The sequence below is a fragment of the Nocardia colli genome (genome assembly GCF_008704205.1).
GTDB lineage: Bacteria > Actinomycetota > Actinomycetes > Mycobacteriales > Mycobacteriaceae > Nocardia > Nocardia colli.
The window spans coordinates 40,060-52,357 of the sequence record NZ_VXLC01000026.1; the positions used below are offsets into that span (position 1 = coordinate 40,060).

13 protein-coding genes are annotated in these 12,298 nt (G+C 65.2%); 9 read left to right on the plus strand and 4 right to left on the minus strand.

Going from position 1 to position 12,298, the window contains the following annotated elements; genetic code table 11:
• The first annotated feature begins 30 nt into the window (after window positions 1-30).
• From F3087_RS37430 to F3087_RS37450, 5 genes are all read left to right on the plus strand, one after another.
• The gene (locus F3087_RS37430) at window positions 31-498 is read left to right on the plus strand and encodes a VOC family protein (protein WP_150406921.1); all 468 of its coding nucleotides are present in this window, start codon (window positions 31-33) and stop codon (window positions 496-498) included.
• Between the two features lie 274 nt (window positions 499-772).
• Window positions 773-1,060 carry a hypothetical protein gene (locus tag F3087_RS37435; RefSeq protein WP_150406878.1) on the plus strand — a complete coding sequence of 96 codons (288 nt, stop codon included), beginning with the start codon at window positions 773-775 and terminating at the stop codon, window positions 1,058-1,060.
• The gene (locus tag F3087_RS37440; protein ID WP_150406879.1) at window positions 1,057-2,451 is read left to right on the plus strand and encodes a hypothetical protein; all 1,395 of its coding nucleotides are present in this window, start codon (window positions 1,057-1,059) and stop codon (window positions 2,449-2,451) included. Before F3087_RS37435 ends, F3087_RS37440 begins: the two co-directional genes overlap by 4 nt.
• Window positions 2,438-2,980 carry a hypothetical protein gene (locus F3087_RS37445; RefSeq protein ID WP_150406880.1) on the plus strand — a complete coding sequence of 181 codons (543 nt, stop codon included), beginning with the start codon at window positions 2,438-2,440 and terminating at the stop codon, window positions 2,978-2,980. The genes F3087_RS37440 and F3087_RS37445 overlap by 14 nt, the downstream gene beginning before the upstream one ends.
• Window positions 2,977-3,228: a hypothetical protein gene (locus tag F3087_RS37450; protein WP_223885645.1), complete on the plus strand. Its 252-nt coding sequence runs from the start codon at window positions 2,977-2,979 to the stop codon at window positions 3,226-3,228. Before F3087_RS37445 ends, F3087_RS37450 begins: the two co-directional genes overlap by 4 nt.
• Before the next feature lie 45 nt (window positions 3,229-3,273).
• Here the strand turns inward: F3087_RS37450 and F3087_RS37455 are convergent, their stop codons facing one another.
• Window positions 3,274-3,651 (minus strand): nuclear transport factor 2 family protein, encoded by a 378-nt coding sequence (locus F3087_RS37455; protein WP_150406881.1) that lies wholly within the window; start codon window positions 3,649-3,651, stop codon window positions 3,274-3,276.
• 37 nt (window positions 3,652-3,688) lie between these two features.
• Entirely contained in the window at window positions 3,689-4,057 is a 369-nt protein-coding gene (locus F3087_RS37460) for a VOC family protein (RefSeq protein ID WP_150406882.1), read from the minus strand.
• A gap of 62 nt (window positions 4,058-4,119) precedes the next feature.
• On the opposite strand from F3087_RS37460, the gene F3087_RS37465 reads away from it, so the two are divergent.
• Window positions 4,120-4,587 (plus strand): MarR family winged helix-turn-helix transcriptional regulator, encoded by a 468-nt coding sequence (locus F3087_RS37465; protein ID WP_150406883.1) that lies wholly within the window; start codon window positions 4,120-4,122, stop codon window positions 4,585-4,587.
• Window positions 4,588-5,150: 563 nt separating this feature from the next.
• On the opposite strand, the gene F3087_RS37470 is transcribed toward F3087_RS37465, so the two are convergent.
• On the minus strand, window positions 5,151-6,797 hold the full coding sequence (locus tag F3087_RS37470; RefSeq protein WP_150406884.1) for an MFS transporter: 1,647 nt from the start codon (window positions 6,795-6,797) through the stop codon (window positions 5,151-5,153).
• A 245-nt stretch (window positions 6,798-7,042) separates the two neighbouring features.
• Window positions 7,043-7,927, minus strand: coding sequence for a helix-turn-helix domain-containing protein (locus tag F3087_RS37475; protein WP_150406885.1), 885 nt, complete (start codon window positions 7,925-7,927; stop codon window positions 7,043-7,045).
• Window positions 7,928-8,247: 320 nt separating this feature from the next.
• Between F3087_RS37475 and F3087_RS37480 the strand changes: the two genes are divergently transcribed.
• The 3 genes from F3087_RS37480 to F3087_RS37490 are packed head-to-tail and all read left to right on the plus strand — an operon-like array spanning window position 8,248 to window position 12,295.
• On the plus strand, window positions 8,248-9,273 hold the full coding sequence (locus F3087_RS37480; RefSeq protein ID WP_150406886.1) for a DUF1702 family protein: 1,026 nt from the start codon (window positions 8,248-8,250) through the stop codon (window positions 9,271-9,273).
• The gene (locus F3087_RS37485; RefSeq protein WP_223885646.1) at window positions 9,270-11,252 is read left to right on the plus strand and encodes a CRTAC1 family protein; all 1,983 of its coding nucleotides are present in this window, start codon (window positions 9,270-9,272) and stop codon (window positions 11,250-11,252) included. Before F3087_RS37480 ends, F3087_RS37485 begins: the two co-directional genes overlap by 4 nt.
• On the plus strand, window positions 11,249-12,295 hold the full coding sequence (locus F3087_RS37490; RefSeq protein WP_150406887.1) for an enediyne biosynthesis protein: 1,047 nt from the start codon (window positions 11,249-11,251) through the stop codon (window positions 12,293-12,295). The genes F3087_RS37485 and F3087_RS37490 overlap by 4 nt, the downstream gene beginning before the upstream one ends.
• The last annotated feature ends 3 nt before the right edge of the window (window positions 12,296-12,298 follow it).

Consider the following 12,298-nt stretch of genomic DNA (forward strand, 5'->3'; position numbering starts at 1 on the left):
GCGAACTCGCTTGTGAAGGACTGGAACATCATGTCGCTCAATGCTGTTGCTCATTTGAACTTCCACGGGCAGGCCCGGGAAGCGCTCGAGTTCTATCGGTCGGTGTTCGGTGGGGAGCTCACTATTGCCACTTATGCCGACTTCGGGATGCCCGCCGAGGTGCCCGGGGCGACGAATGTGGTGTTCGGGCAGGTTGTCGCGGACAACGGTTTTCGGGTGATGGCGTATGACGTGCCGGGGCGAGACGCACCTGCCGGGCCGGTCACGCCCAGTACGCGCCGGGAGAACGGCACCACGATCACCGAGGAGCGGTTCTTCCTTTCCGTCCGAGGTGGGAGCGTCGACGAGGTCACGCCGGTGTGGGAGGGGCTCGCCAAGGGCGCGACCGTGATCGAGCCGTTCGGTCCGGCCCAGTGGGCGCCCGCCTTCGGGATGCTGGCCGATCGATTCGGGGTCACCTGGATCGTCGACGTCACGGCGGAGTACACCCCGGCCTGACCGGTCCGTGGGGGTGCGCCCGCCGCACCCCCACCATCCGGACGAAACCCGAGCGAACCCGCCGCTCTGCTGTGCCAGGAAGTCTTCCGGCAGAACACCTTTGACGAGAAGCCGGCCCGGGAGCCCCGGAAATAGGGGCAGAGGTGGAACTCGATGGGCGATACCATCTGCGTCTACGCACTACACACACCATGGATAGTGCGCCCGGGGAGAATTCGGTGCCAGAAGAAAAGACGCAGGGCAGAACAGCCCGCACAGATAGCGGGCACGCGCGGTGAGCGGGTTCGAGGTCGAGATCAGCCAGCTGAAGGATGCGGCCAAGGCGGCGGGCTCCGCCGAGACCCAGGCCAAGGTGGTGAACCCGGGTACCGGCTTGGACGCGATCGCGACCGCCTTGCCGGGTGGGGACGCGGCGAAGAACGCGCCCAAGCTGGCGACGACGTTCAACGAACGCTCGACGGGGTGGGCGGACGAGATCGGCAAGTGGAGCGGAACGATCGCATCGGCCGCGCAGTTGTACACCGACAATGAAAAAGAAGCCGAAAGTGCGTTCGGGCCATGACGATCAGCTACCACGACGTCCGCAAATGGGATGCCGGCGCACTCGACACCACGGCCAAGAACCTGCGCGGGCGGCGGGACAAACTCATCGGGTTGCAGGACGAGCTCGACGACGCCAGGCGGCTGCCCCAGTGGCACGGCCCCGCGAGCGATAAGGCACGCAGTTCACTGGGAACCACGCGGAACAACGCCGAGATCCTGATCGCGGAACTGTCCGCCGTCGACCGTGCCCTGCAAGATGTTTCCGACGACGTCACCGCCCTGAAGAACCGGGTCGCCAACAACGACGCCCTCGCCGACACCTACCAGTTCGGCATCGCCGCCGACGGCGCGATCGTGGACAACAAACCCGCCGATCCCCCGCCGAAGTCGCGGACCGAGGCCGAAGATCGCGCCGAGATCCGACGCCACCGCGAAACCATCCGGCAACAGCTGATCACCGAAACCAAGGCGATCCTCACCACGGCGCACAACATCGACGCCGGCCTCGCCGCGGTGATGCAACTCGCGCAGGACCGCAAGATCAGCGACCACGGCGCGACCACCCTGGACGACGCCAGGAAGGGTGGCGAGATCGACGCCCAGGTGGCCGAGCTGGAGCAGGCGCTGCGCGACGCCGGGCTGCTGACCGGGCCGCCGGTGACCGGCTACTACCGGCAGTGGCTCGAAAACGCGGTGCGCCGGGGCGTTTCGCTCGACACGATCAAGCAGATCATCTCCGAACACCACATCACGCCGGAGGATTTCAAGATCCTCGACGGGATGGAGGAGATCCGCGAGGACGCGGACGGGGACGGGATCTTCAAGTCGTTCTTCCTGATGCCGACCAACATCAGCGCGGCCGACGCCGCCAAGGCGGTGCGGATGACGTATATCTTGAACGCGGGCACCGACTACGGCAAAGACCATCCGACCGACTTCCCGCCGACCCCGTACAGCTCCGCGGAACTGCGGCGCATCACCGAGCGGCAAGGGAAGAACGACTGGAGCTACAACGAAGATGTCGGGTTCGTGCACGGCAACGGTGGGCGGTTGGTGACCACGCCGAACGGCATGATGATGGGCTTGGGCGGCAATCTGATCCAGGACCAGTTCAGCCAGAACGGTGGAACTACCTGGGGCGATACGTTCATGCTGAACGTCGATGACGCAAAGGATCCGGCGCAGCAGATTCGCGAGGTGGCGAGGTCGGGTCACGCGTGGTACGAAAACGATAACGGCCCGTACCAGGGCAAACTCGACCTGGACCGGTATCTGCATCACGAGGAGCGCCATTCTCAGCAGTGGGCCGAAGAGGGCTACACGGGTTTCCTCGCCTCCTACGTGTGGGAGCAGGTCACCGGCGGTAACGAGACCGAGGAGGACGCGGGGCTTGCCGATGGCGGGTATTAGGTGGCCGCAAGTCGCCTGCGCTGCCTTGCTGGTGGCGGCGGTGACCGCGGCGTGCGACAGCAAGGCGCAGTTCGAGCCGTCGCTGCCGCCGGCGGCCGGGTTCCGCGTCGATGACGGGGTACTGAAACTGTGGACGGGCACCCCGTGCGCGGGCGTCACCGGCCTGACGTTGATCTTCGACTCCGGCACCGAGAAGAGCACGGAGCAGCGGTGGACCGCGCCGCCGCCGGGGGTGCCGGTGGAGCGCATGGATCTGCTGCCGACTGCCGACGGCTCCGATGGACCGCTCCAGGTCCAGAAACCGCTGCCCGCCGGCTACGACTGGACCAAGGCCGGCTCGCTCAACTTCTCCGTCGACGGTCCCGAGGCAAACGGTGCCAGGGTCGACCTCGGCCAGGTCCTGCGCGAGTCGGCCCGGCACCCGTCCGGAAGTTACCTGTTCGGCCCACAGGGCTGGATGGACGCGGCGAAAGTCCAACAGGAGAACCAGAAGTCGTTTCTGACCGTCTGCACTCCTGACCCGAAATGATGGCACCCGCCGAGCCGAACACTCCGGACCGCACCAGCGTCCTGCGAACCGTGCTCCGGCGAATCGTGCTCGGCGCGTTTGTCTCAACCGTCGCGTTGATCGCTTTGCTGGTCGGCGAAGCGCTGCTCAGCATCACCGGATTGGCCTTCGACCCACACGGCTACGGAATGTTCGCCGGAATCCTGTTCACAGCGATCCTGACACCGGTCGCGCTGGCACTGTGGCTGCTGTACCGGTTGATGCGGTAATCGAGTTCGGCGAGGCCTAAGTGCAACGCGGTCTTTGCGGAACGGCTAGATGCTGCGCAACCCGCCGAAGAATCCGACGATCTTGCGGATCCGCCCCTCCGCCGAGATCTCCACGAAATCCACTCCGTCCGGCAACGCCGTGCCGTCCGCCTGCACCAGCCGCCACCCGAACCTGGCCACCCCGTGGTGCGCATCGACGTTGCTGACCCGCAGCACCCGCATTCCCGGCTGCTGCGCGAACACACCATCGATATGCGAAGCCAACTCCTCGACCCCGATGGTGTGCACGGTCGGATCGGTATAAGTCGCGCCGTCCGCTAACGCCTCGCCGAGAAACTTCCGCCGCCGCAACGGATCCGGATCACTCCATCCCGCACAGTACGTATCGATCAGCGCGTCGAGCGCACCATCCAGTTCAGCCATTCCACCATCCTCCCCTGATCCAGCAACATCACTCAGTCTAGACGCGGTCGTGGAGGGTGATGTGGTAGCCGTCGGGGTCGGCGAAGGTGAAGGTGCGGCCGAAGGGGCCGTCTATCGGGGTGGTGATGATGGGGTGGCCGTCGGCTAGCAGGGCGTCGTGGATGGACTGGACGTCGGTGGCGTGCAGCCAGATTGCGGCGCCGAGGCCGGGGTGGGGGGCGGCGGTGAGGTCGGTGCCGGGGACGAGTGTGCGGAGGGCGAAGGCGATCGGTTTGGTCTCGAAGACGACGGCGTGCGGAGGGCCGGCCGGGGAGCGGACGAGGCCGAGGTACTGCTCGTAGAACGCCTGTGATGCGTCGAGGTCGCGGGCTTGTAGCGAGATGAAGTCGGGGCCGGTGGCGGGCATGATGCTCCTTCGGTTTGCGTGTCAGTCTTCTGACACGGATCAATGTATGTCAGAATACTGACATGAGTCAAGACGGGGCCGGCGTCGAACTGCAGACGTCACTGGGCTACCTGCTGAAAGAAGCGTCGAGTGCGCTGCGCGTGTCCATGGAGGAGGTGCTGCGTCCGCTGGGGATGAGCGTGACGCACTACTCCTGCCTCGAACTGCTCGCGCAACGACCGGGGTTGTCGAACTCCGAGCTCGCCCGGGGTGCGTTCGTGACCCGGCAAACGATGAACGTGCTGTTGCAAACCCTGGAACGCGAGGGCCACGTGACCAGGCCCGCGGCGGCGCCGGTCGGGAAGGTACTACCCACCCGGCTCACTCCCCTCGGCCGGCGGAAGCTCGAGAAAGCGAGCGCCGCGGTCCGCTCCGTCGAGGTCAGAATGCTGACCGGCCTGACCGAGACCGATCAGTCGGCCGCGCTCCGAATCCTGCGGAGCATGATCCATTCCCTGCGCGACAGTGACGACGGCGAGCCCCGAAACTAACTGCCGCATAAGTTGAATCGAGGCGATATGCGATTACTATGGAATTGCTGCGGTAGAGCGTTGGTTCGGGCAATTTGATCGAACGGTTATGCGGCAGTACCGATTCCTGATTATGGGGCCGATTTCGGCGTCGATCCGTTGCCGGACAGTGCTTTTTCTGTGACCGCGATCCGCTTCCGCTGCGAGCCGTGATTCGACGGTTCGGACCGGGTGGGTTGAATTCGCCGTGGGCGCGGTTTTCGCTTGCTATCCTTATCGATATCGCGACGTTCTGCGCTCGGCAGAGGTCCAATCTGTCAGTGCCGCAACGTATATGGCCGACGAAGTCGGAGACGTCGCTGTGCGCGACACTATTGCGCAGCCGAAATCACTTGAACCACCGGCATTTACCGATGGGGACGGAGACCGAATGCGAAACTACCTCTCGCCCCTCCCCTGGCTGATCGTCTACGTCACGCTCTGCGGCGCCGCACTGTGGCTGCTGCGGATCGGCTGGATGCACGCTTACCCGTAGATGTCCACAGTGCGACGCCGCTTCGGCGGTACCCGAATTCGGCTGTGTGTCAGGCGGTTACCCGCAGTTCCTCGGCGGTGATCTCCTCCAGCGAGCGGCGGCGCGTCTCGACCAGGAAGACGATGCCGGCCGCCGCCGCGATGGTCATCGGGATGGCGCTGATGAGCGCGGTCACCGAAATCGACGGCGCCGCAACGGCGAGCACCACCAGGGCGATCACGATGATGCCGCCGGCTTTGCTCATGCCCGCCGCCAAACCGGTCCCGCGGGAACGTATTCGGGTCGGGTACGCCTCGGCGCCATAGGCGACGAGCACCGCCACCACCGAGCTCGCGCCCCAGATCGGCGGAATGAGCAGCGCATACAGCAGGACCTTGCTGTCCGCGACCCGATCGCCGAGCACGACGAACCCGAACAGCGAAACCGCAAGCAGCGCACTGAGTATCACCATCGTCCACTTCGACGAGCGGTGATAGCAGTAGGCGACCAGGAAATTGAGCGGGAAGCCGATCAGCGCGGAGTCGCGCAGGATCTGATCGGCCGAGACGCCGCTGTACCCGAGCTGGCGCAGGTTGGTCGGCAGCCAGAGCTGGAAGCCGTAGACGACCAGGCCGACACCGAGACCGACCAGCACCAGGACCGTGGTGATCCCGCCGAACGGCGCCTGCACCAGGCGGCGGAATCCGCCCTTGACCCCGGATTCGACTGTCAGCTCGGAGTTTTCGACCTCGACGATGGAGGCGTTGTAGACGCGCAGGACCTCCTCGGCCTCCTTGCGGCGGCCGAGCGCGAGCAGGAAGCGTGGCGACTCCGGGATCCAGCGGGTGAGCAGAATGGTCAGCAACCCGGTCGGGAACCCGATCAGCCACATCACCCGCCAGCCGTAGCTGTCGCCGATGGTGGACGACAGCCAGCTGGTGATGATGTAGGCGCCCGCGATGTCGCCGCCGATCAGCACCATCAGCCAGCCGCGATGCCGGGCCGGTATCGTCTCCGCGAGCAGGGTGAACGCGATCGGCAGCATGCCGCCCGCGCTCATGCCCATGATCAGGCACATCAGCAGATTCAGCTCGAAACTCGGCATCGCGCCGCACACCGAGGTCGCCACGAAGAACACCCCGGCCAGCAGAATCGCCGCCTTGCGGCCGATCCGATCGCCGAGCCAGCCCCACAGGAACGAGCCGATCACCGTCCCGGAGATGCCCGCGAGCGGCAACAGGGCCGCGGGCAGCCCGCCGCCGGGATTGGCGGCGGTCTTCAGGCCGTATTCCTTGGCGACGCCGGGCACGACGAACGCCAGCGTGGTCGGCTTCATCACGTCGATCGTGATCGCCGCGGCCATCACGAGCAGCAGGACCACGTGTACCCGGTTGATCGGAGCGTCGTCGAGCGCGCGCACCCGCAGGTTCGCCACCTGATCACGGTGTGCCCCAACCGGAATGAGCCCGTAGGTGGTGACCACCAGACCGACGACGATCAGCGCCATGCCGATGATCATCGATGTGTCCATGGGCATGTCGGCCATGTGATACCCCATGTGCCTGGACTCCCAGTACATCGGGAAGTGCAGCGCGGTACCGAGAGTTGTTGCGGCGAGCCCGAACCAGAAGGCCCGGGTGCGCCGCCGAATAGGCGCGGGGCGAGCTCCACCGTCGGATTGATCGATCGACGAGTCCACATGTCTTTGGCTGGACACAGATATCTCCGTTCTTACCGCACGGACAGCGGACGAGATGAAAGCCGCACCCGCGTACCGACGCGGCAGTTGCACGACCAGCGACGGCTGCGGCGCGACGCCGCAGCCACCTGGCTCGACGTTGAGCCCTGGTCTCTCCCTTGCGGTTTCAGAATCCCATCTCGCCGATCACGCCGCAGCGATTCCACGAACACCTGCGCCGGCCCCGCGCGCGTCGCGGTCGTGGAGCCGAAATGCGGCGCGCCTCAAGGCTGCGGCAGCGCCAGCAAGAAGGGTGCGGTTCGAATCGTCCGTTCGCGCAACGTGATACCGATTTCGAGTCGATCGTTCTCCCGAAGCCGGAACTCACAGATGCCGACCCGGACGTCCCGGGTTACCCGGCGACTTCGGTCGTCCCGAACGGTCGAGACCGAGATCGCCCGCGCAATCCATTTCCCGGGCGGTAGGCAACTGATACTGAACGCCCCTTGGTCTGTGACAATGAGCAACGCAGCGGCCGACGTCATCGGGTTGGCCGCGGAGAAGATACTCATATACCGGCGGCCTACCACGGCTCCCCCTGGATCGGACAATTTGCCGCGCAATAACGGAGTGCTGGATTCTCTGCCACAGTTGGCGTGTTGCTCGGACCATCTCAACGGAACCCGCTCGCCGCGGACGTAGCGGCGGTACTGTGACGGACTCAGTCCGACCGCTTCGGTGAATCGCGAGGTGAATGTCCCGTAACTGAGGTACCCGACAGCATAGGAGATCTCGGAAACTTTCATCGACGTCGACGCCAGCAATTTCTTGCTTCGGGCCAGCCGGATGGCCGCGAGAAACCGGGCGGGAGACCAGCCGGTCTCCGCGCGAAACCGTCTGACGAAGTGAAATTTACTGCATTTTGCGACATCGGCGAGATCGTCCAAGGTAACCTGCTGCCCACAGTTTTCCCACATGTACTTGATGCTGTCATCGATATGATCCGACACGAACTCTCCAAACTCAAAACAATCCAGGATGCCGGAGCCGGCCGCAGAAGTAAGAAATAGCGCCGGTGCTTTCGGCAACAAAACATGGCCGCTGCCGATGATGTGGAACTGACCGCCGCCGCTGGCACCGAAGGTAAAACCATTCAGATGTCGCTCCACAGGCCGCGCGCCACGACGAAATGCCGGTAGCCCATCGGCTGCGGGATGAATGCTTGGTAAGTGAAGCCGTCGATTTCCGCAGGGGGTTCCACTCCTGCTCAGCACCCCCTTGCCCGGTAGCCCCGACGCAAGCCCCGTAGCCCCGATGCGGCGAAGCAGGCGAGCGGAGTGCCCAACGGTGGCTCAGTTCGCCACCGCGATTGATTGATTCAACTGGACGGTAGAATACTTCCATTTCGTAGATTGAGCAACGAGGGAGAAGCCCCAGACGCGGCCGGATGTCAATCTGGAGTACACGTTTCTGCGAAGGAGGGCTTCAGATGGTCTCCGCATTGGGTGGGCTTCGCCGGAAGATCCTGACGCCGGATGTCCGGCAGGCAACGTTGAAGGTTCGCGGCTTTCCGGCCAGAAATCCTTACGCCGCAGCATCTTTGGAGATGGCGGGCACAACGTTCCTCGCGGGATTCGGGGTCGGCGCCGAGCGGGCCACGGCCGCCGAGACAGCGGCGTTTTTATCGGAAATCGAGAGTGAGCGAAGGGGTTTCGCGTTCGAGGGCGCCGCGATGGCGCTGGCGATCCGGGACGGCCTGCCGATCGGGCACAACCACCACGTGACCGACTTCATCACCGCAGCAGGCGAACACCTTTACATGATCTACGTGGGCGTTGGCTGGGCGCTGGCCAGGCTTCCCCGGCCCCTGCACCGAGCGGCGCTGACCGGGGCGACCGATCCGGTGCTGATCTGGCTTGCCTTGGACGGCTACGGATTTCACCAGGCCTACTTCCACACAGATCACTACGTAAAACGACAGTATGTTGACCCGATCCCGCCCGTCGTGTCGACCCGGCACCCGCACTATGTGCCGCGTGCGATCGATCAGGGAATCGGACGCGCGTTGTGGTTCGTCTCGGGCGCCGATCCGGCGGCCGCGTGCACGATCATCGACGGGTTCGCGGCGGAGCGGCGGCCGGACCTGTTCGCCGGACTCGGCCTGGCGGCGACCTACGCCGGCGGCGCGAGCGCCGCCGAGCTCGCCACGTTGCGCGACCGGGCGTCGGCCTACCGGCAGGACATCGGTCAGGGTGCGACGTTCGCCGCCGAGGCACGCTCCCGCGCCGGCATCGTGCAGCCGAATACCGAAGCCGCCGTGGCGATTCTCACCGGCGGGCAGGTCGACGACGCGGCCGCGCTCGCGATCGAGACCCGGCCGGTGGATCTGACCATCAACGGCCGGCCTGGATTCGAGGTCTGGCGCGAGCGAATACGACAACGGTGCCTGACCGCAGAGCCTTCCGACCCGACCGCCTCCGCAGCCCCGGACACAACCGCAAAGGCCGAAACATGAAATTCCGAATGCGCGCCTTGGCCCCGGCGATCGGCGCGGTGGCGCTGCTGGCGTCCACCTTTCTGATCGCGCAAGCGCAGGTCGCCACCGAGGATCCGGCCGCGGTGGCGCAGGACTACAAGTTCGAGTCCATGCCGATCGCCATGCCACCCGGATACGACCAGCTGCCGATGAAATCGGTGCGCGAGGTGAACCCGGCGTATCAGAACATTCGCTCCTGGATCTCCTCCGTCGGCGCTTCGATCGCGATCAACGATCTGGTCGGGCACGGGCGATCCGATGGCATGTGCATCGTCGACACCCGCACCGACTCGGTGATCGTGACCTACACGCCGACCGCGGCGCCGACCGACCGTTTCACCCCGTTCGTGCTCCGTCCGGACCCGATCCCGATGGATTCGACGATGGCGCCGATGGGTTGTGCCCCCGGCGACTTCAACGGCGACGGCGGCATGGATCTGCTCGTCTACTACTGGGGCCGAACGCCGATCATGTTCCTGCACAAGGGCGATGCCGCGAATCCGGCGCCGGCCTACGTCCCGGCCGAAGTGATCCCCTCGGGGACCACGCAAGGTCAGTACCAAGGCGAACGCTGGAACACCAATGCCGTGTCGATCGCCGACTTCGACGGTGACGGCCGTCCGGACATCGTCTTCGGGAACTATTTCCCGAACTCCGGGGTACTCGACCCGAACGGGCGTCCGGACGTCGTCATGAACGACTCGATGTCGAGTGCGAAGAACGCCGCGGGCGAGCGCGTATTCCGGTGGACGGGTAACGACCCGGCCGGACAACCGAAATACATCGAGGAGAAGGGCGCTATACCGATCGACGTCAGTACCGGCTGGACCCTGGCGCTCGGTGCGGGCGACATGACCGCCGATCTACTCCCCGAGCTCTATATCGGCAACGACTTCGGCCATGACCATCTGCTGCTCAACCAATCGACGCCGGGCACTATCCGATTCACCACGGCAACCGGTAACCGAACCTGGACCGACCCCAAATCTTTCATACTCGGAAATGACTCGTTCAAGGGCATGGGCGTCGATTTCGCCGATATGTACAACCGCGGCAAATTCGACATGGTGGTCAGCAATATCACCACCGCGTGGGGTATTCAGGAAAGCAACTTCGTCTGGCGCAACGATACGAACACGCCGGACGACATGCGCCGAGACCTCGCGGCCGGCCACGCGCCGTTCACCCAGCAGGCCCAGCAGCTCGGGCTGGCCTGGACGGGGTGGGGCTGGGACATGAAGGCCGCCGATCTGCGCAACTCCGGCACCCTCGACGTGCTCCAGACCGCCGGGTTCGTCCAGGGCAGCGGCGGCAGCAACCGATGGCCCTGGCTGCAGGAGCTCGCGACCACCAACGATGTCGTGCTGCACGACCCGGGCATGTGGCCGCGGGTGATCCCCGGGGACGACATCGCGGGCCGGCACCCGATGGCGCTGTACGCCAAGGGAAACGACGGCAAGTACGTCGACATCACCGAGCAGGTCGGCACCAACGCGCCGATCCCGACCCGCGGGGTCGCCATCGGCGACACCACCGGCACCGGCAGGCTCGACTTCGCCGTCGCCCGCCAGTGGGGGCCGCCCGCCTTCTTCGCGAATCGTTCACCGCACCTGGGTAACTCGCTGGCCCTGCGGCTGTGCCGACCGGCACTCCCCGCCACCGGGACGCCCGCGACCGGCGCCGCACAGCCGGCCTACAACGCGATCGTCACGGTACGCACCGCCGACGGCCGGATCATGCGCAGCCAGCTCGACGGCGGCAGCGGGCACAGCGGCAAGCGCAGCTTCGACGTCCACTTCGGACTCGGCGCGGCCACCACCCCGGTCTCCGCGGACGTCGAATGGCTCGACAACGCCGGCGTCCCACACCACCAAACACTCCAACTGGCGCCCGGCGCACACACCCTGATGCTGACCGACACGGCCACCGAGATCGCCGAGGGGATCACGAAACCATGACTCTGCTCAACCGGAAAACAACCAATGGCGATCGGCCGGCCACGACGGCGGTCGCACCGCCCGCCACCAACGGCGCAACGCCCACTGACCGGAAGCCCGCCCCACCGGTCAAGAAAGATGTGCGATATCTGGCCCTCCGGAATTTCGCCATCTCGCTCAGCGTGCTCAATATCATCGGCTACACCCTGCTCGGCTTCGAACAACCACCGCTGTGGCCCATTCTGGCGCTCTTGGCGTCCTATGCGATCGACCTGGTTTTCGAGTGGATTACCGCGTGGTCGCGTAGCACCGCACCGCGATTCCTCGGTTGCGGAGCCCGCGGCGTATACGAGTTCTTGCTACCGGCTCATATCACCGCGTTGGCCGTGAATATGCTGCTCTACGCCAACAATCAATTCTGGCCGGTCCTTTTCGCCGTGGCGGCCGCGATCACCAGCAAGTACGTATTCCAGGCCCCGTTCGCCGGGCGCATGCGCCATTTCATGAATCCGTCCAACTTCGGGATCACGATGGCGCTGCTGTTCTTCAGCACCTGGGTCAGCATCGCGCCGCCGTACGAATTCGGCGAGAACATCAACACGATGTTCCGGATCGCGGTCCCGCTGGTCCTGCTCGTCGCGGGCTCGGTGATCAACGCGACCCTGGTCGGCCGGGTGCCGCTGATCGTCGGCTGGCTCGGCGGGTTCGTCATCCAGGCCCTGGTCCGGCACGCGGTGTTCGACGTCGCCCTGGTCGCCGCGCTCGGCACGATGACCGGCACCGCCTTCATCCTGTTCACCAACTACATGATCACCGACCCCGGCACGACGCCGTTCCCGGCGCGCGTGCAATTCATGTTCGGCGCCTCGGTGGCTACCGTGTACGGACTGATGATGGCCGTCGACATCGTGTACACGCTGTTCTTCGCGCTCACGCTCGTCTGCGCGATCCGTGGCAGCTACGCCTGGCTGTCCACCTGGACGAAGGCCGCCAGAAAGCGTTCCGCCGAAGGCCGGCAACAAATCCCGGCGCTGTCCCCCGGCGCCACCACCCAGCGGGCTTGACCG